Raw genomic sequence first — 20,020 nt, forward strand, 5'->3', positions numbered from 1 at the left:
AGGGGGCGGCCCCCCATGGCTCCCCTTTCGAAGGCGGGCGCGGCACTGGCCGCGCTCCGCGCCGATCTCTCCGGTGACGTGGTCACCCCGGACGATCCGGGGTACGACGAGGCCCGGACGATCTTCAACGCGATGATCGACCGGCGGCCCGCCGTGATCGCGCTGTGCGAGGGCGAGAGCGACGTGTCGCGCGCGGTGCGCTTCGCGCGGGAGCTGGATCTGCCGATCGCGGTGCGGGGCGGCGGCCACAGCGTCTCCGGCATGTCGCTCAACGACGGCGGTCTGGTCATCGACCTCAGCCGGATGCATGCCGTCACGGTCCACCCCGGATCCGAGACGGTACGGGTCGAGGGCGGGGCCGTCATGAGCCATCTCGACCGGGCCGCCCAGCCCTACGGCCTCGCGACCACCGGCGGCCGTGTCTCGACGACCGGCGTCGGAGGCTTCGTTCTCGGCGGCGGCAGCGGCTGGCTGGACCGGTCGCTCGGCCTCGCCGTCGACAATCTGCTCGGGGTCGAGCTGGTGACCGCCGACGGTTCGGCGGTGCGCGCCACCGACCAGGAGAACCCGGAGCTCTTCTGGGCCCTGCACGGCGGCGGCGGGAACTTCGGCGTCGCCACCGCGCTGACCCTCAAGCTGCACCCGCTGCCCGAGTTCTCGATCGCCATGGTGATGTTCCGGCCGGACGCCGGCCCCGACGTGGTCCGCATCTACCGCGAGATCATCGAGAACGGTCCCCCGGAGGCGAGCGGCGGCGTCATCTATCTGACCGGCCCGCCCGAGGAGTTCATGCCCGAGCACCTGGTCGGCAAGCGGCTGTGCGGCGCGCTGGTCGCGTACGCGGGCGGTGAGGAGGACATGCGCAAGGTCGCCCAGCCCCTGCTGGCGCTGCCGCACGAGGTCGAGATCGTCACCGCGCTGCCCTACCCCGACTTCCAGTGCATGCTCGACGACCCGCCCGGGATGCGGAACTACTGGTCGGCGGAGTACCTGACCGGCGCGCCCGACGACTTCGTGGACGTCTACTGCGCCCTCGGCGACGCCATGCCCGTCCCCACCGGCAACCAGCACGCGCTGTTCCCGCAGGGCGGCGCCATCGCCGCCGGCCCGTCCCGGTTCCCGGTCCCCTACCGGGACGCGCCCTGGGCCGTGCACCCCTTCGGGATCTGGGAGAGCCCCGCCGACGACGAACGGTGCGTCGCGTGGGTCAGGAAGGTCCGCGAAGACGTCCGGCCGTGGAGCACCGGCGCGGTCTATCTGAACTTCATCGGGGACGAGGGCACGGACCGTGTGACGGCCGGCCTCGGCGCCGAGAACCTCCGGCGGCTGGCCGCGGTGAAGGCCGAGTACGACCCGGACAACGTCTTCCGCTTCAACCACAACATCACCCCGGTACCGGCGGCCGCCTGACCGCGCCGCTCCCCGGCGCTCCGGCGTCGTCGCTCGTCAGGGGCCGGAGATGCCCCGGGAACCCGTCCGCGGGTAGCGTCCGCTGCATGGACAGCCGTTACGACACCCAGGGCGCCGGGATCACCGTGCAGCGGGCGCTCGAGCTGCCCGGACTGCGCAGCGGACTGCCGGAGATCATCGCGGGGGCCGACCGGCTGCAACGGACCGTGCGCTGGGTCCACGCGGGCGAGGTCCCGAACATCGCCTCGCTGCTCAAGGGCGGCGAGCTGCTGCTGACCACGGGATACGGCCTCGGCACCCGCCCGGCCGACCAGCGCGCGTTCGTCCGCACCCTCGCCGAGCGCGGGATCGCGGCGCTCGTCGTGGAGCTCGGCCCGCGCTTCACCCGGCTCCCCGCCGCGCTCGTGGAGACGGCGCGGTCCACCGGTCTGCCACTGGTCCAGCTGCACCGCGAGGTGCCCTTCGTGACCGTCACGGAGGAGATCCACACCGAGATCGTCAACGGCCACTACGCACTGCTCCAGCAGGCCGAGGAAGTGCACCGGCGCTGTACCGAGGCCCTGCTCGGCGGCGGCGGAGTGCCTCAAGTCCTGCGCATTCTGGCCGACTTCAGCGGCAACCCGGTCTTCCTGGAGACGGCCGACGGACAGCTCCTGTACGCCGCCGGGGCCGGCTCCACGGGCGCCGACCCGCTGCAGGTCTGGGAGGGACTGCGCGGCCAGCACAAGGAGGAGCCGTCCGCTGGGACCACCCTGGTGGACGTGCCCGGCGGCGGCCCCGGCACCGGTTCCGTACGGGCCCGCCTGGTTCTGCTGCCGGTCGGCGCGCCGGTCGCCCCGGTGCACCGGATCGCCGCCGAACGGGCCGCGGGCATCCTGGCGGTCGTGCTGATGCAGGCCCGCCAGGAGGAGGAACTGGCCGCGCGGGGGCGCGGCGACTTCCTGACCGACCTCGCCGAGGGCCGTATCGAGGCCGAGGACGCGCCCGCGCAGGCCCGGGTGCTCGGCTTCAAGCCCGGCGCCGGGCCGCTCCTGCCGGTCGTGATGCGACTGGCCGACGGCCTCGCCCCCGGCGGCGGCTGGGCGGTCCTGGCGCGCGCGGTCGCCGAGGAGCTGGCCTCGGTGGGTGTCCCGGTCCTGCTGGGCGTACGTCCCGTCGAAGGCCGTGTCCCACTGCTCCTCGGCCTGCGCTCGGAGTCGGAACGGGCGGCCGTAGCGGACCGCGTCGCGGCGGCCCTGCGCGCCGGGGTTGAGCGGGCGGGCATGCAGCGGCCCGGGGCGCAGCCGCCGGTGGTGGTGGTCGGGGTCGCGGGCGGCTGGGCGGCCGCGTCTGCGGGCCTGCGGCACGCGGCGGAGACGGCGACGGCCGCGCAGGGTCTGTCCGACCGTCCCTGGTACGACGCCCGCCGCCTGGACATCGACCTGCTGCTGTGGCGGCTGCGCGAACACCCCGACCTGGCCGCCTTCGTGGAGCGCGCGATCGGTCCGCTCCGCGACCACGACGTCCGCTCCAAGCCGCCCCTGCTCCCCACCCTGCAGACCTACTTGGCACACGCGGGCCGCAAGGCGGAGACCGCCCGCGAGCTGCATCTCAACCGGCAGACCCTCTACAACCGCCTCGCCAGGATCGGCGAGTTGCTGGGCACGGACCTGGACGACCCGCAGACGGTACTGGCGTTGAGCCTGGCCCTGCGGGCACGCAGACATGTGCCCTAGCAGGAGCCGGGTCAGCCGAAGGGCCGGGGCTGCGTGAACTCGTCGTAGACGCTGAGCACTTGGGCGACCGTCTCGTCCTCGGTCGGCCAAGTCGCCGCCTGCCGGGCGCCCTTCTCCCGCAGGACCTCCTGGCGCGCGGGATCGGCGAGCAGCCGTACGACGGCGTCGCCGATCGCCTTCGCGTTTCCGTACGGGACGAGTTCGGCCGCGTCGCCGACCATCTCGGGGATGCCCCCGACCGCTGTGGCGACGAGCGGCACGCGCGCGTGCAGGGCCTCCTGCGCCAGCACCGAGCGCGACTCCCATCTGCTCGGCAGCACCGCGAGGTCGGCGGCGGCGAGCAGTTCCGTGATGTCGTCGCGCCGGCCGATGAGCCGGACCGGCAATTCCTCGTCCTCGATGCGTCGCTGGAGGACGGCCCGCAGCGGCCCCTCCCCCGCGATCACCAGCAGCGGCACGGGATCGAGGCGGCACCACGCGCGCGCCGCGTCCAGCAGAGTGTGATAACCGCGGTGCCGGTCGAGCGAGCCGACGGCCATGAGCAACGGACGGCCGGTCGAGCCGAGTTCGGCCCGCGCCTTGTGCCGGAACCGGTCGGGTTCGGCGGGCTCCACGGGCGGGCGCGGAGCCGGCAGGGCGACGGCGGCGAGCCGAGCGTCCCGCGCTCCCCTGCTGCGCGCCCTGTCCACCAGGTCGGACGAGGTCCCGAGCACCACGGCGGCGGCTCTGGCTACCCGCCGCTCGAGCAGCCGCAGGACGTGGGCCCGAGCACCGTCGGCCTCCGAGCGGGTGTGCCAGGTGACGACGAGGGGAACGCGCCGCCCGCTCAGGGCCAGCGCCGCCCGCAGCGCCGCGTGCAGCCCGTGCGCGTGCACGAGATCGGCGTCCGCGCAGGCGGCCCGCAGCGCGGACACGGAGGCCGGGTCGCTGCTGCGGGGCACGGGAACGTGGTGCGCGCCGACCCCGCTGAAGCCGTACACGCGGTCCGCCTCGGCAGGAGCGCACACGGTGACCCGTACCCCCCGGGCGACCAGGCCCGCGGCCAGCGACCGCACATGCGCGCTGCTGCCCGCGCTGCCGCCACCGAGCACCTGCACGGTGCGCAGCGGCGACTGGCCGTGCGGTGAGTGGCTGCTCACGTGGCTCACGTGGCCGGGGCTCCTGGTTCGGCGTCGGACGGTCACGAGGAAACGTACAGAAGGGTCGCGCAGAGGGGGGTTCACCGCACGTCGTGCACCGCGTACTACGCCAAGGATGCCAGGCCGCCCGGGCGTTCCGGCACCGCCATCACGACGAGGGCACGTCAGACGGGGCAACCCGACGACGACGATCACCCGCACGAGTGATGAATAGCCCATTCCGGGGAGGGCGGGCCCCAAGGGACCCCATCCGGCACCCCGACCACCCACGTCTCGCAGACCACCTCGACACCAAGGAGCACTCCTCGCATCGCGAGTCTCTCCGGCGTCGAAGGGTGCACCCGCACGTCGCGAGGCGCGTCACCGCGTCGCACGGCGCCTCCCGGGGTCCTCACTCCCGGTGCGCCCCGACGTCCTCGCCGCCTCGCCCGCCTTCTCCCCGAAGACCGTCGCGGCCACCAGCGCCGCCGCGTGGACGGCGAGGCCGGCACGACCGTCCAATCGATGAGCAGAGCGGACAGGATCGCGGTGAAGACCGTGAAGTGGTCGGCTCGCCGACACGCGGCTAGCGTTTGATCGGGTACCTCAGACGGGAGGAGAAACCGCCCGGTTCGGGAAGGCCTGGTGGTGCAGGCGGCAAGTGCATCCCGTCTGCTTCGCGCATCGGACCGTGAGGTCTCAAGCTAGGAGGGCGTTGGTGACGACACCGTCCGATCCTCTTGCGCTGCTGCGGTCCAAGAGCTACTTGGCGCTGCTAGTGCTTGCCGCGACTATCGGCGTCCCCGTCTCGGCGGCGGCCTACTTCTTTCTCGCCTTGGTCAGCAAACTGCAGGGATGGGTCTTCACCAGCCTGCCGAAGGCCCTGGGCTTCCACGGCGAACCCATGTGGTGGCCCATTCCGCCGCTTCTGCTGGCCGGCGTGCTGGTCGCGTCAACCATCCGGTACCTGCCCGGCACGGGCGGGCGTTCACCGGCTGACGGGTTCAAGGCGGGCGAGGGCCCGCCACCCGCCATCGATCTTCCTGGCATCGTGCTCGCGGCCTTCACCACCTTGAGCCTGGGCGTGGTGCTCGGGCCGGAAGGGCCTCTGGTCGCCCTCGGCTCCGGGCTCGGCGCCCTCGCGGTCCGCCTCGTCAAGCGGGACGCGCCGCCCAGAGTCCAGTCCGTGCTGGCCGCCGCCGGCAGCTTCGCGGCGATCAGCACCCTCCTCGGCTCGCCCCTGACCGGTGCCTTCCTGCTGATGGAAGCCTCCGGCCTGGGCGGCGCCATGATGCAACTCGTGCTGGTGCCCGGTCTGCTGGCCGCAGGCGTCGGATCCCTCATGTTCGTCGGCCTGGACGCGTGGACCGGCCTGGGCACGTTCTCACTGGCGATTCCCGGTCTGCCGCATGTCGGTGCGCCCACTGGTGGCGAATTCCTGTGGGCTGTGGCGATCGGAATCATGGTCGTTCCGGTCGGCTCCGGAATCCGATGGCTCGCCCTGTTCCTACGGCCCTATTCCGAGCGGTGGATCCTGCCGGTCACCGCGGCGGCCGGTCTGGCGGTCGCGGGCCTGGCGATCGCGTTCGACGCAGCCACCGGCAAGGGCTCCTCCGAGGTGCTGTTCTCCGGACAGTCCGCACTCGGCCCGCTCATCGCCGACAGCGCCGGCTATAGCGTCGGAGCGCTGCTGCTGCTCATCGTCTGCAAAGGGCTCGCCTACGGAGTGTCGCTGAGCTGTTTCCGCGGTGGTCCGACGTTCCCAGCCCTGTTCATCGGGGCGGCTGGAGGCGTGGCACTGTCGCATCTGCCAGGACTGCCGCTCGTCGACGGCGTCGCCCTGGGCATCGGCGCGATGTCCGTCGTGATGCTCAGGCTCCCGCTGACGTCCGTCCTACTGGCCACCCTCCTGCTGGCATCGGACGGCCTGACGGTGATGCCGCTGGTGATCGTGGCAGTCGTCGTGGCATATGTGGCCTCCGCCAGGCTCACACCGCCCCCGCCTCAAGGAAGCCCTCCTGCCACGACAGCGCCCCTCGAACCTCACGAACCGCGCCGCCGGCCCGATCGTGCGGCCTGATCACGTCACTCGCGGCCGGGGCTCATGCGCACCTGCTGGCGCCTCGGCGGCCTCCCCGAGTACGAGACCCTCCACCTCCGGGCCTGGGCCCACACCCTCGGCTACCGCGGCCACATCCTCACCAAGTCCCGTGCCTACTCGACGACGTACGCGGCGCTGCGCGGCGAACGCGCTCGTCATGTGGGTCACGACGACATTCCCGACGCAGTCACCGAACGGCACTGGCGTTACGTCGGCTCCGGTCACACCCCAGGCGCCGCGCTCATGGCCGCTGGCGTCGCCGAAGACATCGCCACGGACCGCGAGATCATTCGGGAAGCCCGTGAGGTGCCCCGGTGACGAGACGCAACGACGAGAGGTGGGCTCGGGCGGTCGCACGCCAGGCAGCCAAGTTCCCAAGGCGGATGGGGCCGAAGAGCGCTGAGCGACTCGCGCGGCTCCTCGGGCCTGCTCAGAAGGATTCCCAGGGTCCGTCGCAGACGGGTTGATCACGCTCACGCGGCCCGCTGCTAGTGTCCGGGGGCGTGAACGGCAATGTGTACGTGGGGAACGCCGGCAAGGACGCAGCGCTCGACCGCGGTTGGCTCCTGGGGCACTTCAAAGGTGCTGACGACCCCCGGCACAGTTCGGCCGTGGAGATCAAATGGGGCGTTCACCCGTGCGGTGATGAGCGAGCGGAGTGGGTGAGGGGCGAGGAACGGACCGCTCTCCTGGTCCTCATCAGCGGGCGCTTCCGCGTTGAATTCCCCGGCCGCAGTGTCCTCTTGGAACAGCAGGGTGACTACGTCGTGTGGGGGCACGGAATCGATCACTCCTGGTTCGCCGAGGAAGAATCAGTCGTGCTGACCGTTCGGTGGCCGTCCGTGCCCGGCTACGCGGTGTCGCAGACGGATCCGGCACCAGGGCACGGCTGACCTCAGACACTGGCCGCAGTCACACTCGAAGCAAGATTCTTCGACCACGCCGATCTACCTACGATGCGCTTCCTAGTCGAGCGGGTTCGGCTCGATGTCCACTCGGTCGGTGTCGAACACCCTGCCCTTCAAGGTCGGCGGGCGGACGATCACGGCAGCGAACAGGAACCGATAGATCGCGTTCATGCGCGCGTGTTCCTCGTCTTCCTCCAGCCTCGTCCAGTTGGCTTCGGCCTCTGGTCCGGCGATTCCCTCCAGGACAGTGATCGGCCGCTTGACGGTCCTCCGTTGCCGCTCCTTTATGCGCTTGATAATCGGCGCTCGCACGGCCTGGAAGTCGGCGGTGGTGAAGTCGTCGTCGTTGAGCCACAACTCCTTCAGTTCCTGCAGCTTGGCCCGGTCCCTCTCGTCCGCGACCACGTCAGCTTCCGCACGCGCGCCCACGGCGGTCGCGGGGCCCGCGTAGAGCTCGACGGCCCGCCCGGCGTAGTTGTCCCGGGTCCAACGGGCGGAGCCGCCGGGCGGGTTGGAACGCAGGGCGACGACGCAGGCTCGCGTGACCGCGGCCGCGGTACCGAATCCGACAGTCCGCCCCATGCGCATGATCATGCGATCACCCTGGAGGGGCGCGCGCAGCGGTCCGGACGCAGGGACCACGGAGCGCCCCGCCGCGCGGCCAGGCGGCGGGGCGGAAACCCGCTCGGCGGGCGGTCCGGACGCACGGGCGGGCCGCCCCGCTAGCCGTCGGAGCGCGCCGTTGCCAGCAGTTCCTCCGCGTGGGCCCTGGCCGTCTCGGAGTCCTCCTGACCGGCGAGCATCCGGGACAGCTCGCGAATCCGCTCCTCGCCCTCCAGCACCTTCACGCCGGACCGGGTGACCGATCCGTCGTTCGTCTTCTCGACCAGCAGCTGCCGGTCGGCGAAGGCGGCCACCTGCGGCAGATGCGTCACGACGACGACCTGCGCGGTCCGGGCGAGCCGCGCCAGCCGTCGCCCGATCTCGACCGCGGCCTTGCCGCCGACCCCCGCGTCGACCTCGTCGAAGAGATACGTCGGCACCGGGTCCGTCCCCGCGAACACGACCTCCACCGCGAGCATCACGCGCGAGAGCTCACCGCCGGACGCCCCCTTGGCGATCGGCCGCGGCGGCGCCCCGGGGTGCGGGGCGAGCAGCAGTTCCACCTCGTCGACACCGGCCGGGCCGTAGGCCACCGGGCGTCCGCCGACCTCCACCCCCTCCGGGTCGTCGGTCTGCCGGAGTTCGAAGGACACGCGCGCGTGCGGCATGGCGAGCGAGGCCAGTTCGGCCGTGACGGCGGCGGCGAACCGCTCGGCGGCCTCCGTACGGGCGTCCGTCAGTGCCTGGGCGAGTCCGCCCAGTTCGCCGCGCAGCGCGTCCCGCTCGGCGGTCAGTTCGTCGAGCCGGTCGTCGTCACCGTCGAGTTCGGTGAGCCGCTCGGCGCTCCGCTCGGCCCAGGCGAGCACGGCGTCGATGTCCTCGCCGTACTTCCGGGTCAGCTGGGTGAGGGCGGCCCGGCGCTCCTCGACCGCGGACAGCCGCAGCGGGTCGGCGTCGAGGTCGTCGGCGTAGCCCGCGAGTTCGCCCGCCACGTCGCCGAGGAGGATGGCGATCTCGCCGATCCGCCCCGAGAGCGTGGCAAGGGCCGAGTCGTGCGACCGTACGGCCTCCAGGGTCCGGTGTGCGCCCGCGACGAGCGTGGCCGCGTCGATGCCCTCCGGGTCCTCGGGGTTGCCGGCCAGCGCCGCGTGGGCGGCCGTGGCGGCCGATGCCAGCGCCTCCGCGTGACCGAGCCGCTCGGCTTCCGCCGCCAGCTCGACGTCCTCGCCGGCGCGCGGCTCGACGGCCGCGATCTCCTCGAGCCCGAAGCGCAGCATGTCGGCTTCCTGGGCCCGTTCCCGCGCGCGCGTCGTGATCTCGTCCAGCTCCGCCGAGATGGCGCGCAGCCGGCGGTAGGCGCCCGCGTACTTGGCGAGCGGCACGGCGACCGCGTCCCCGGCGTACCGGTCGAGGGCCTGCCGCTGCCGGGACAGCTTGAGCAGCCCCTGCTGGTCGGTCTGGCCGTGCACCGCGACGAGTTCGTCGGCGAGTTCGGCGAGCACTCCCACCGGCACCGAGCGCCCGCCCAGGTGCGCGCGTGAGCGCCCCTCGGCGGAAACGGTACGGCTGATGAGCAGAACACCGTCTTCGAGCTCGGCGCCCGCTTCCTCGGCCCGTACGACGGCCGTCCCGCCCGCGGGTACGCTGATCCGCCCCTCCACGACGGCGCTCTTGGCGCCGATCCTCACGAGGGCCGGGTCCGCGCGCCCGCCCAGCAGCAGCCCGAGGCTGGTGACCACCATCGTCTTGCCCGCGCCGGTCTCACCGGTCACGGCGGTGAAGCCTGGTGACAGCTCGACGACCGCGTCGTCGATGACTCCGAGCGACCGTATCCGCATCTCCTCCAACACGTCCCCGACCATACGAGGTTTTCCCGCCACCGTGCGACGCCGCCCCCCGCAAAGAGAACCGAGCGTTACCTTCGGGGGGTCGTCTCGTTCGGCGGCGGACCGCGCGAAGGGGCCCGGCACCCGGACGGGATCCGGGTGCCGGGACCGTGTTCCTAGTGCGGCGCCCCGCGCCATCCGGAGACCGGCAGCGCGAACTTGGCGACGAGCCGGTCGGTGAAGGACGCGTGGTGCAGCCGGGCCAGCCGCACGGGCACGGCCCCGCGGCGCACCTCGACCCGCGCGCCGGGCGGCAGTTCCACCGTCCGCCGCCCGTCGCACCACAGCACGCCGGGCGGAACGTGCGGCAGCACCTCCACGGCGAGTACCGAGTCCGGTGAGGTGACCAGCGGTTTGGCGAACAGGGCGTGCGCGCTGATCGGCACCATCAGCAGCGCCTCGACCTCGGGCCACACCACGGGCCCGCCCGCGGAGAAGGCGTACGCCGTCGACCCGGTCGGGGTCGCGCAGACGATCCCGTCGCAGCCGAACCCGGTGACGGGCCGGCCGTCGATCTCCAGCACCACTTCGAGGAGCTTCTCGGCGGACACCTTCTGCACGGCCGCCTCGTTCAGCGCCCAGTCGGTGTGCACGATGTCGCCGTTGCGGTGCACGACCACATCGACGGTCATGCGTTCCTCGACCTCGTACGCCTTGGTGACGACCCGGTCGACGACCTTGTCCAGGTCGTCGCGCTCGGCCTCCGCGAGGAAGCCGACCCGTCCGAGGTTGACGCCGAGCATCGGCACCCCGGAGGCACGGGCGAACTCGGCGCCGCGCAGCAGCGTTCCGTCACCGCCGAGGACGATGAGCAGCTCGCAGCCGTCGAGACACTGCGGGGTCGCCTCCTGGACCAGCTCCACCTCGTCCGGCAGCGGCAGGTCGGCCGCCTCGGCCGCCAGCACGCGTACGCCGATCCCGGAGCGCAGCAGCCCCTGGACCACCAGCTCGGCGCTGCGGATGGCTGCCGGCCGCCCGGTGTGGGCCAGCAGGAAAACAGTACGAGCTCGGGTCTGGGTCAACGCGGCCCCTCCGCCACTGCACGGTCAACGTCGGCCGGGTCGAGTTCGGGTGCCCCGGCACGCAGCCAAAGAAAGTACTCGACGTTGCCCGACGGTCCGGGCAACGGGCTTGCGGTCACACCTTTGACTCCGAGCCCCAGCTCGTGGGCTCGCCCCGCCACGCCGCGCACGGTCTCGGCGCGCAGCTCCGGGCTGCGCACGACACCGCCGCTGCCCAGCCGGTCCTTCCCCACCTCGAACTGTGGCTTGACCATCATCACCAGGTCGGCATCCGGCGCCGTGCACCGCGCGAGGGCGGGCAGCACCAGTCCGAGCGGGATGAAGGACAGATCCCCGACAACAAGGTCCACGGGCTCCCCATCGATCGCCTCCAACGTCAACTCGCGTACGTTCGTACGGTCCTTGACGGTGACGCGTTCATCGCTTTGGAGAGACCAGGCGAGTTGTCCGTAACCGACGTCCACGGCGACGACATGGGCGGCGCCCGCGCGCAGCAGGACGTCGGTGAAGCCTCCGGTGGAGGCGCCCGCGTCCAGCGCCCGTCGTCCCTCCACCTTCAGGCCCTCGGGCACGAAGACGGCGAGCGCTCCGGCGAGCTTGTGTCCGCCGCGCGAGACGTAGTCGGGGTCGTTCTCGTCCGTGCTGACCACGATCGCCGCGGCCGTCTCGACCTGCGTGGCGGACTTGGTCGCGAGGGTCTTGCCCACGCTGACCCGGCCCGCGGCGATCAGCTGTCCGGCGTGCTCGCGCGAGCGGGCGAGCTTCCTGCGGACCAGCTCGGCGTCGAGGCGGCGGCGTGCCACTCCTGCCACGTTCGGTTCAGCTCCTGCGGTCGTACGGCTTGGACGGGTGTCCCCTGAAGGGTCTCATCGAGGGCCGGCGGTCGGGTGACCGGAGGGAGCCGGAGCTCCCGGGCGGACGTCGAGCGCGGTGAGCGCGTCGCGCAGCCCCCGGTGCACATCCTCGTACACCTCGACGTGTCCGTCCGTGGCGAGGTGGTCGGCGTCGGCCAGCCGGTCGAGCTGTGCGTCGACGTCGGCGTTGCCCGAGGGGACGCGCGGGACGTTCAGCGGGGCCGGTGCGGCGGGGTCGTACGCGGGCTCCGGCTCCGCCTCGGCGGGCGGGCCGGGCTCCCCCGCGGTCACGGCCTCGGGGAGCTCGGCCCCGGGAACTGAGTCGTTCATGCCCCGACGCTACCGCGAAGCGCTGCGGTACCGTCGATCACGATGGCGACGATTGAGGAGTGCCGCACCGCACTCGACAGGCTTTCGGACAACATGGCGAGCGCCGAAGGGGACGTACGCACCGCTGCGGCCCTGGACCGCTCGCTGAGCTGCCGTATCACCGACCTGGACATCACCTTCGTCGGCCGCCTCAAGGGCGGCCGGATCGAGGTGCTCGACACACTCCAGGGGCCACCCCCCGAGCGGGCCCAGATCCGTCTGACCATGAACGGCGACGACCTGGTGTCGATGGTGAACGGCGAGCTGAACTTCGCGAAGGCCTGGGGCTCGGGCCGGGTGAAACTGGAGGCGGGCCTGCGCGACCTGTTCCGGCTCAGGACGCTTCTGTAGCCGCCGCGGCGGCGCGGAGCCTCGCCCGGCGTGCCGCGGGCACCACGAGCGGTGTTCCGGTCTCCGGGTCGTCGATGACCTGGCAGCGCAGCCCGAAGACCTCCTCGACCAGGTCGGCCGTGACGATGTCGTTCGGCGCGCCCTCGGCGATGACCTCGCCGCCGCGCAGGGCGATCAGGTGGGTGGCGTACCGGGCCGCGTGATTGAGGTCGTGCAGTACGGCGACCAGCGTGCGTCCCCGTGCCTCGTGGAGCTCGGCGCACAGGTCGAGGACGTCGATCTGGTGCTGGATGTCGAGATAGGTCGTCGGCTCGTCCAGAAGGAGCAGCGGGGTCTGCTGCGCGAGCGCCATCGCGATCCACACGCGCTGGCGCTGACCACCGGACAATTCGTCGACATAGCGATCGGCCAGCTCGGCGACGCCGGTCGAGGCCATCGACTCCTGGACCACTCGTTCGTCCTCGGCCGACCACTGGCGCAGCAGGCCCTGGTGCGGGTAACGGCCCCGGCCTACCAGGTCGCCGACGGTGATCCCGTCCGGCGCGATCGACGACTGCGGCAGCAGCCCGAGGGTCCGGGCCACCTTCTTCGCGGGCATCGACTGGATGACCTGTCCGTCGAGCAGCACCCGCCCCGCCGAGGGCTTCAGCATGCGCGAAAGGGCGCGCAGCAGCGTGGACTTCCCGCAGGCGTTCGGGCCGACGATCACCGTGAAGGAGTGGTCGGGGATCTCCACGGACAGCTTCTCCGCGATGACGCGCTGGTCGTAGCCGAGGGTGACGTTGTCGGCGGACAGGCGGTTCACAGTGCTCCTCTGAGTGTTCTCGTGCGCCTGGTCGTTCACACGCGCCGCGTTCTTCGGTCCGCCGGCAACCGGGTTCACCGAGCGGCCCACGATCGGGTTCACCGGGTCGCCCGCAACCGGGTTCGCCTGCCCGCCCGCAACCGGGTTCGCCTGCCCGGCCGCGATCGGGTTCACCGGACCCCTTCTCGTCGGGTGGGCCGGGCGGCTCGTCGTCGGGTGGGCCGGGCCGCTCATATCCGGCCCGCCTTGCGTTCGGTGACGAGCAGCCACAGCAGGTAGACGCCTCCGAGGACGCCGGTCACGACGCCGACGGGCAACTGGTCGGCGCCGAAGGCCCGCTGCGAGGCCCAGTCCGCGACGATGAGCAGGGTCGCGCCCATGCACATCGACGGCACCAGGTTCGGTCCCGGCGACCGGGTGAGCCGCCGGGCCAGCTGCGGCGCGGTCAGCGCCACGAACCCGACCGGCCCCGCGGCGGCAGTGGCGCCCGCGGTGAGCAGTACGGCGGCCAGCATCAGCAGCAGCCGCGTCCGCTCGACGCTCACTCCGAGGGCGTACGACACGTCGTCGCCCATCTCCATCATCCGCAGCCCACGCGCGTTGCCGAGGACGAGGGGGACGAGGACGACGCACATGATGAGCAGCGGCCGGACCTGCGCCCAGTCACGGCCGTTGAGGGAGCCGGTCATCCAGACGACGGCGCGGGCCGCGTCGACGATGTCGGCCTTGGTGAGGAGATAGCCGTTGACCGCCGTGACGATCGCGGAGACACCGATACCGACCAGGACCAGCCGATAACCGTGCACTCCCCGCTTCCACGCGAGCAGATAGATGGCGAGCCCGGTCACGAGTCCGCCGACGAGCGCCCCGAGGGCGACCTCGGTCGCGCTGCCCGAGTACAGCACGATCATGATGAGCGCGCCGGCCGTGGAACCCTGCCCGAGGCCGAGCACGTCCGGGCTGCCCAGTGGATTGCGGGAGATGGACTGGAAGAGCGCTCCGCCCAGCCCGAGCGAGGCCCCCACCAGCAGCCCGACGAGAACGCGCGGCAGTCGCAGGTCGTGGACGATGAACTCCTGGCTCGCGCTGCCGTCGCCGGCCAGGGTCTTGAGCACATCACCGGCCGGGATCGGGAAGTCGCCGGTGCCGATGAGCACCACGCTCGCCGCGGCCGCGGCCACGAGCAGCAGCAAGACGACGGCGAACGTCCGGATGTCGAGGCGGACGGACAGCCCGCCGCCCGTACGTACGGCCCGGAGCCGACGGAGCCGACGCACCGGAGATGCCGGGACGCGGTCGGGGTCGGGGTCGGGGTCGGGGTCGGCCTTTCGGATACGTGGGGTCGTCACAGCTGCGCCGTCCTCCGTCGCCGTACGAGAAAGATGAAGACCGGACCGCCCAGGACGGCGGTGACGATGCCGACCTGAAGCTCAGCCGGCCGGGCGACCATCCGGCCCAGGACATCGGCGCCGAGCAGCAGCACGGGCGACAGAACGGTGGCGTACGGCAGGATCCAGCGCAGGTCGGGCCCGGTGAAGGAGCGGACGACGTGCGGAACCATCAGCCCGACGAACACGATCGGCCCGCAGGCGGCGGTCGCGGCGCCGCACAGCACGGTCGCGGCGGCCATGGAGAGCGCGCGGGTGCGGTTCAGGTCGGCCCCGAGTGCTCGGGCGGTGTCGTCACCCATGGCCACCGCGTTCAGCGGCCGGGCGAGGGCCAGCGCGAGAAGCGTGCCCACGGCCAGGAACGGCAGTACCTGCTCGATCGTCGAGTCCGTCGCCGAGGCGAGTGAGCCGACCGTCCAGAAGCGCATCTTGCCGAGCGCGGCGTCATCCATGATCATCACGGCCTGCAGATAGCCGTACAGCGCGGCGCTGATGGCGGTTCCGGCCAGCGCGAGCCGCACCGGCGTCGCGCCCCGGCTGCCGCCCAGGAACCAGACCAGCGCCCCGACCGCGGCCGCCCCGCCGAAGGCGAACCAGACATAGCCGCTCAGCGATGTGACACCGAAATAGGTGATCGCGGTGACGACCGCTGCGGACGCGCCCGCGTTGATGCCGAGCAGACCGGGGTCGGCCAGCGGGTTGCGGGTGAGCGCCTGGAGGACGGCACCGGACAGCCCGAGCGCGGCTCCGACCAGCAATCCGAGCACGGTACGTGAGACGCGGTCACCGACCACGACGTCGGAGTAGGTCCCCGAGTCGTGGAACAGGCCGTGCCACACCTGGTCCAACGGCAGCGCTTTCGCGCCGATCGCGACGCTCGCCAGCGCGACCAGCAGCAGGACGCCCACGGAGACGAGGAGTCCAACGATCCGTATCGCCCGGCGGGTTGGGGGCGCGGGGGCGGTATCCGCGCACTGTTCAGGAGGACTGTCGACCAACACGAGGTTAGGTTAGCCTACCCTCGCATCGATCGTCGGTCCGCCCGCGCCCCGCCCCCGGGCTCCTAGAGACCCAGTCGCGCCAGCGCCTTCCCCCCGTCCAGCTCGCAACCGCCCTCTCCCGCGGCCGTCCACGCCGCGGCGCACAGGGCCCGCAGACCGTCGAGGGCCTCGCCCTCGCCCGTCAGCTCGAACTCCTCGCCGCCCGCCGTCGCCGTCCAGCCACCGCAGCGGAACCCCGCGCCCGCTTCGACGACCTCGGGCTGCCCGGTGAGCATTCCGCGCAGATCGGCGTCGACGTACGTCGGCCGGTGCTGCGGCGGCGCGGCGAGGAGCTGCGCGCCGTCCGTCACGCCGGTGAGGACGAGCAGTGAGTCCACCTCTCCGTTGAACGCGCCCTCGATGTCCGTGTCCAGCCGGTCACCGACCACCAGCGGCCGCTCGGCCCCGGTCCGCAGAATCGTCTCGCGGTGCATCGGGGGCAACGGCTTGCCCGCCACCTGCGGCTCGCCGCCCGTGGCGATGCGGACGACCTCCACCGCCGCGCCGTTCCCCGGCGCGATCCCGCGCGCGCCCGGAATCGTCAGATCCGTGTTGGAGGCGAACCAGGGCACCCCGCGCGCGATGGCGTAACACGCCTCCGCGAAGCGCGACCAGGTCAGATCGGGACCGCCGTACCCCTGTACGACCGCGACGGGCTCGTCCTCCGCCGAGTCGACCGGCTCCAGCCCACGCTCACGGAGGGCGACCCGCAGCCCCTCACCGCCGATGACCAGCACGCGCGCTCCCGCGGGCACCTGCTCGCTGATGAGCCTGGCCACAGCCTGCGCCGAGGTGATGACGTCCGAGGCCACCGTCGGTATGCCCAGCTCCGTGAGGTGCTCGGCGACCGCCTCCGGAGTGCGCAGCGCGTTGTTGGTGACGTACGCGAGGTGCATTCCGCCCGTGCGCGCCGTCCCGAGGGACTCGACGGCGTACGCGATGGCGCTGCCACCCGCGTAGACGACGCCGTCCAGATCCAGCAGCGCCGTGTCATACGCCTCGCTCAGTGCCTGGCCACTGCCTCCGGGCCGCGTCCTGACGGTCTGGCTCATTGAGCATCGCTCCTCGTTAGATCCCGTTGCCCCGATCATCGCGCATGCCACTGACACACTTACGATGCCCCAATGAACTATGCAGGTCCCGAGGAGGAAACACCGGCAGGGAGCGGCCTCGAACTCACCCCGTTCCGAGGCCTGCGCTACGACCCCGACCGGGTCGGCAGCCTGGCCGCCGTGACATCCCCGCCGTACGACGTGATCGTCCGGCCCGACGGACTGCTCGAACTCGAATCGGCCGACCCGTACAACATCGTCCGGCTGATCCTCCCGCAGGACGGCACCCCGGCCGCCCGCAACAGGCAGGCCGGCGACACGCTGCGCGACTGGCTGTCGGAGGGCGTTCTGGCAGCCGATCCCGAGCCGGGCCTCTACGTGTACGAGCAGCGCGACGGCGACCTGCTGCAACGGGGCGTGATCGGCAATCTGCGCCTGTCCGAGCCGGCCGACGGCGTCGTCCTCCCGCACGAGGACGTGATGCCGCACATCATCGCGGACCGCGCGGCCCTGATGCGCGCCACGTCCGCCAACCTCGAACCCCTGCTGCTGACCTATCGCGGCAACGGTTCCGGGTACGGCACGGCCGCCGTCATCGAACGCACCACCGCCCGACCGCCGCTGCTGTCCACCACTACGGAGGACGGCATCAGCCACCGCCTGTGGGCGGTCACGGATCCGGCCGGACTCTCGGAGATCCGGACAGATCTCGGCCGGCACCAGGCCCTGATCGCCGACGGTCATCACCGCTGGGCGACATATCTGCGTCTACGCGCGGAGCATCCCTCGCCGAGCCCCTGGGACTACGGTCTGGTCCTCCTGGTGGACACCGCGCGCTATCCGCTGCGCGTCCGGGCCATCCACCGCCTGCTGCACCGGCTGCCGGTCGCCGAGGCGCTGGCCGCTCTCGGTGACTCCTTCCGGGTAAGCCGGCTCGATGTGCCTCTCCCCGAAGCCCTGGAAACCCTCTCCTCGGCGGCCGCCGAGGGAAACGCCTTCCTCCTCGCCGGCGACGGCACCTTCCACCTCGTCGACCGCCCGTCACCGGAGCTCCTCGCCCGTACGATCCCGGCCGACCGCCCGGAGGCCTGGCGCACGCTGGACGCCACGGTCCTGCACGCCGTGCTCCTCGACCATGTGTGGGGCATCCCGGAGGACTCCCCCGCGCACATCGCGTACATCCACGACACGAGTGCCACGGTCGAGAAGGCGGAACGCGACGGAGGCACGGCCGTACTGATGCACCCGGTCCACGAGGAGGTCGTACGCGATCTCGCCCGTCAGGGGGTCACGATGCCGCGCAAGTCGACGTCCTTCGGCCCGAAGCCGGCGTCGGGACTGGTCCTGCGGGCGCTCGCTCCCTGACGGGCCCGAAGACACAGGTCCCTGAAACGCCACGTGGGCGGCGGCACACCTTCCGGTGTCCCGCCGCCCACGTGTCTTCGCGCCGCAGTTACCGGCGTCAGCTCTGAGGACGGTGAGGAGCGTCGTCCTCGCGCTCGTCCTCGCGCTCGTCCTCGTCGCTGTCGAGGTCGTCGTCCTCTTCCGCGTCCTCCAGGTCGTCGACGTCATCGATGCCATCGGCGTCGTCCGTGATCGAGTCCGTGGTCACGGACTCCATCACGTCGTCCTCGTCATCGTCCTCGTCGTCGTCCTGGTACTCGTCCTCGGCACGGACCTCTGTCCCGGTCTTGGACTCGGTCACCTGGCCGCGCTCGGCCTCGTCGTCGTCCTCGACGAGCGCGTCCACGAACTCGACGCCGTCCAGCTCGGCGAGCCGGTCGGAGGCATCCGTGCTGCCGTCCTTGTCGGACTCGACGGTCTTGGCGAACCACTCGCGTGCCTCGCCCTCACGCCCGGCGGCGAGGAGCGCGTCGGCGTAGGCGTACCGCAGCCGCGCGGTCCAGGGCTGCACGGAGTTCGAGGCGAGCTCCGGGCTCTGGAGAGTGACGATGGCGGCTTCCAGCTGATCCATGTCACGCCGGGCACCGGCCGCCACGAGCCGCATCTCGACCTGGCTCGCCTTGTCCAGCTTCTGCACCTCGGGCGCCCCGGCCATCTCCAGCGCCTTCTCGGGCCTGCCGAGACCACGCTCGCAGTCCGCCATCACGGGCCACAGCTCCACGCTGCCGGTCATACGGCGCGCGGCGCGGAACTCGGCGAGCGCCTCGCTGAACTTCTGGTTCGCGTACGCGGCGAACCCGGCCGCCTCGCGCACGGCGGCGACACGCGACGCCAGCCGCAGGGCGATCCGCGAGTACGCGTAAGCGCCCTCGGGGTCCTCGTCGATGAGCCGGGCAACCATCACCAGGTTGCGGGAGACATCCTCGGCAAGGCCCTTGGGCAGGCTCTGGAGCTCCTGCCGTACGTCCTTGTCGATCTCCTCGCCCGTGATGTCGTCCGGGATCGGCAGCCGCTTGATCGGCTCACGGTCCCGCTCCCGCTCGTCGCGGAAACGACCGCCACCACGCCGGTCGTCACCCCCGCGGTCGTCGCGCCCACGGAACCCACCGGGACGCCCGCCCCGGTCGTCGCCGCGCGGTCCACCGCGGCCGCGGTCGTCGCGTCCCCGGTCGTCACGGCCACGGTCGTCGCGTCCCCGGTCGTCACGGCCACGGAAGCCGCCGCCCCGGCTGTCGTCGCGACGGTCATCACGCCGGTCGTCACGTCGGAAGCCACCGCGGTCGTCATCGCGACGCGGGGTGCTGGGCCGATCGTCGCGACGGAACGGCGGACGGTCGCTGTCCCTGCGTTCGTCACGACGGAAGTCACCGCCGGCGCGGTTGTCGTCACGTCGGAAGCCGCCACGGTCGTCATCGCGACGCGGGGTGCTGGGCCGATCGTCACGACGATCGTCGCGACGGAAGCCGCCACGGTCATCGCCACGACGTTCGTCACGACGGAAGTCGCCGCCACCCCGGTTGTCGTCACGACGGAACCCGCCACCGCCACCACTACCGCCACCACGGTTGTCGTCACGACGGAAGCCACCGCGGTCGTCATCACGACGCGGGGTGCTGGGCCGATCGTCACGACGGAAGGGCGGGCGGTCCGTGTCACGGCGGGGACCACGGTCGTCACGCCGGTCGTCACGCCGGAAGTCACCACGATCGTCGCGACGGAAGCCACCGCCACCACTGCTACTGCCACCACGGTCGTCGCGACGGAAACCACCGCCGCCAGCCCCACCACGGTCGTCACGAGGGAAACCGCCACCGCTGCTACCGCCACCGCGATTGTCGTCACGGCGGAAGCCACCACCGCCGCTGCCACCACGGTCATCGCGACGGAAACCGCCACCACCGCTACCGCCACCACGGTTGTCATCGCGACGGAAACCGCCACCGCTGCTACCGCCACCGCGATTGTCGTCACGGCGGAAGCCACCACCGCCGCTG

At 71.9% G+C, this 20,020-nt stretch carries 19 protein-coding genes; 7 read left to right on the forward strand and 12 right to left on the reverse strand.

The features are described from left to right. Window positions 1–15: 15 nt before the first annotated feature. Together ACFYW8_RS28825 and ACFYW8_RS28830 are read left to right on the forward strand one after the other, a co-directional pair. Window positions 16–1,410: an FAD-binding oxidoreductase gene (locus tag ACFYW8_RS28825; protein WP_389082657.1), complete on the forward strand. Its 1,395-nt coding sequence runs from the start codon at window positions 16–18 to the stop codon at window positions 1,408–1,410. 86 nt (window positions 1,411–1,496) lie between these two features. Beyond that, window positions 1,497–3,125 (forward strand): PucR family transcriptional regulator, encoded by a 1,629-nt coding sequence (locus ACFYW8_RS28830; protein ID WP_389082662.1) that lies wholly within the window; start codon window positions 1,497–1,499, stop codon window positions 3,123–3,125. Between the two features lie 11 nt (window positions 3,126–3,136). Here ACFYW8_RS28830 and ACFYW8_RS28835 read toward each other — a convergent pair whose 3' ends face one another. Further along, on the reverse strand, window positions 3,137–4,273 hold the full coding sequence (locus ACFYW8_RS28835; protein ID WP_389082667.1) for a glycosyltransferase family 4 protein: 1,137 nt from the start codon (window positions 4,271–4,273) through the stop codon (window positions 3,137–3,139). Window positions 4,274–4,961: 688 nt separating this feature from the next. Between ACFYW8_RS28835 and ACFYW8_RS28840 the strand changes: the two genes are divergently transcribed. The 3 genes from ACFYW8_RS28840 to ACFYW8_RS28850 all read left to right on the forward strand — a co-directional run bounded on the left by ACFYW8_RS28840 (window position 4,962) and on the right by ACFYW8_RS28850 (window position 7,237). Then, entirely contained in the window at window positions 4,962–6,323 is a 1,362-nt protein-coding gene (locus tag ACFYW8_RS28840; protein WP_389082671.1) for a chloride channel protein, read from the forward strand. A gap of 24 nt (window positions 6,324–6,347) precedes the next feature. Further along, complete coding sequence (locus ACFYW8_RS28845) at window positions 6,348–6,662, forward strand: replication initiator (RefSeq protein ID WP_389082676.1); 315 nt, start codon at window positions 6,348–6,350, stop codon at window positions 6,660–6,662. A 185-nt stretch (window positions 6,663–6,847) separates the two neighbouring features. Further along, the gene (locus ACFYW8_RS28850) at window positions 6,848–7,237 is read left to right on the forward strand and encodes a signal peptidase I (RefSeq protein WP_389082681.1); all 390 of its coding nucleotides are present in this window, start codon (window positions 6,848–6,850) and stop codon (window positions 7,235–7,237) included. A 72-nt stretch (window positions 7,238–7,309) separates the two neighbouring features. On the opposite strand, the gene ACFYW8_RS28855 is transcribed toward ACFYW8_RS28850, so the two are convergent. The 5 genes from ACFYW8_RS28855 to ACFYW8_RS28875 form a co-directional block, all read right to left on the reverse strand. Then, window positions 7,310–7,834, reverse strand: a complete 525-nt coding sequence (locus ACFYW8_RS28855) for a hypothetical protein (RefSeq protein ID WP_389082686.1) — start codon at window positions 7,832–7,834, stop codon at window positions 7,310–7,312. Window positions 7,835–7,974: 140 nt separating this feature from the next. Beyond that, window positions 7,975–9,717 carry a DNA repair protein RecN gene (gene recN / locus ACFYW8_RS28860; protein WP_389082690.1) on the reverse strand — a complete coding sequence of 581 codons (1,743 nt, stop codon included), beginning with the start codon at window positions 9,715–9,717 and terminating at the stop codon, window positions 7,975–7,977. 140 nt (window positions 9,718–9,857) lie between these two features. Then, window positions 9,858–10,763: an NAD kinase gene (locus ACFYW8_RS28865; protein WP_355853631.1), complete on the reverse strand. Its 906-nt coding sequence runs from the start codon at window positions 10,761–10,763 to the stop codon at window positions 9,858–9,860. Beyond that, window positions 10,760–11,575 carry a TlyA family RNA methyltransferase gene (locus ACFYW8_RS28870; RefSeq protein WP_365876933.1) on the reverse strand — a complete coding sequence of 272 codons (816 nt, stop codon included), beginning with the start codon at window positions 11,573–11,575 and terminating at the stop codon, window positions 10,760–10,762. The genes ACFYW8_RS28865 and ACFYW8_RS28870 overlap by 4 nt, the downstream gene beginning before the upstream one ends. A 54-nt stretch (window positions 11,576–11,629) precedes the next feature. After that, the gene (locus ACFYW8_RS28875; RefSeq protein WP_389082698.1) at window positions 11,630–11,947 is read right to left on the reverse strand and encodes a hypothetical protein; all 318 of its coding nucleotides are present in this window, start codon (window positions 11,945–11,947) and stop codon (window positions 11,630–11,632) included. Window positions 11,948–11,989: 42 nt separating this feature from the next. Here ACFYW8_RS28875 and ACFYW8_RS28880 point away from each other — a divergent pair, with 42 nt between their 5' ends. Then, the gene (locus tag ACFYW8_RS28880) at window positions 11,990–12,337 is read left to right on the forward strand and encodes an SCP2 sterol-binding domain-containing protein (RefSeq protein ID WP_389082703.1); all 348 of its coding nucleotides are present in this window, start codon (window positions 11,990–11,992) and stop codon (window positions 12,335–12,337) included. Here ACFYW8_RS28880 and ACFYW8_RS28885 read toward each other — a convergent pair. The 4 genes from ACFYW8_RS28885 to ACFYW8_RS28900 all read right to left on the reverse strand — a co-directional run bounded on the left by ACFYW8_RS28885 (window position 12,321) and on the right by ACFYW8_RS28900 (window position 16,622). After that, window positions 12,321–13,181: an ABC transporter ATP-binding protein gene (locus ACFYW8_RS28885; RefSeq protein WP_389082739.1), complete on the reverse strand. Its 861-nt coding sequence runs from the start codon at window positions 13,179–13,181 to the stop codon at window positions 12,321–12,323. The genes ACFYW8_RS28880 and ACFYW8_RS28885 overlap by 17 nt on opposite strands. Before the next feature lie 191 nt (window positions 13,182–13,372). Then, the gene (locus ACFYW8_RS28890; RefSeq protein WP_389082743.1) at window positions 13,373–14,419 is read right to left on the reverse strand and encodes a FecCD family ABC transporter permease; all 1,047 of its coding nucleotides are present in this window, start codon (window positions 14,417–14,419) and stop codon (window positions 13,373–13,375) included. Window positions 14,420–14,487: 68 nt separating this feature from the next. After that, window positions 14,488–15,531 (reverse strand): FecCD family ABC transporter permease, encoded by a 1,044-nt coding sequence (locus ACFYW8_RS28895; protein WP_389082707.1) that lies wholly within the window; start codon window positions 15,529–15,531, stop codon window positions 14,488–14,490. 62 nt (window positions 15,532–15,593) lie between these two features. Further along, window positions 15,594–16,622 (reverse strand): HAD hydrolase-like protein, encoded by a 1,029-nt coding sequence (locus ACFYW8_RS28900; RefSeq protein ID WP_389082711.1) that lies wholly within the window; start codon window positions 16,620–16,622, stop codon window positions 15,594–15,596. Window positions 16,623–16,694: 72 nt separating this feature from the next. Here ACFYW8_RS28900 and ACFYW8_RS28905 point away from each other — a divergent pair, with 72 nt between their 5' ends. Continuing rightward, window positions 16,695–17,987, forward strand: a complete 1,293-nt coding sequence (locus ACFYW8_RS28905; protein WP_365876944.1) for a DUF1015 domain-containing protein — start codon at window positions 16,695–16,697, stop codon at window positions 17,985–17,987. 97 nt (window positions 17,988–18,084) lie between these two features. Here the strand turns inward: ACFYW8_RS28905 and ACFYW8_RS28910 are convergent, their stop codons facing one another. Both ACFYW8_RS28910 and ACFYW8_RS28915 read right to left on the reverse strand, forming a co-directional pair. Continuing rightward, window positions 18,085–19,044 carry a hypothetical protein gene (locus tag ACFYW8_RS28910; protein WP_389082748.1) on the reverse strand — a complete coding sequence of 320 codons (960 nt, stop codon included), beginning with the start codon at window positions 19,042–19,044 and terminating at the stop codon, window positions 18,085–18,087. Beyond that, a partial coding sequence (locus ACFYW8_RS28915; protein WP_389082752.1) for a hypothetical protein occupies window positions 18,927–20,020 on the reverse strand: 1,094 nt, incomplete at its 5' end. The genes ACFYW8_RS28910 and ACFYW8_RS28915, both read right to left, overlap by 118 nt.

This window comes from Streptomyces sp. NPDC002742 (assembly GCF_042888885.1).
Taxonomy (GTDB): domain Bacteria; phylum Actinomycetota; class Actinomycetes; order Streptomycetales; family Streptomycetaceae; genus Streptomyces.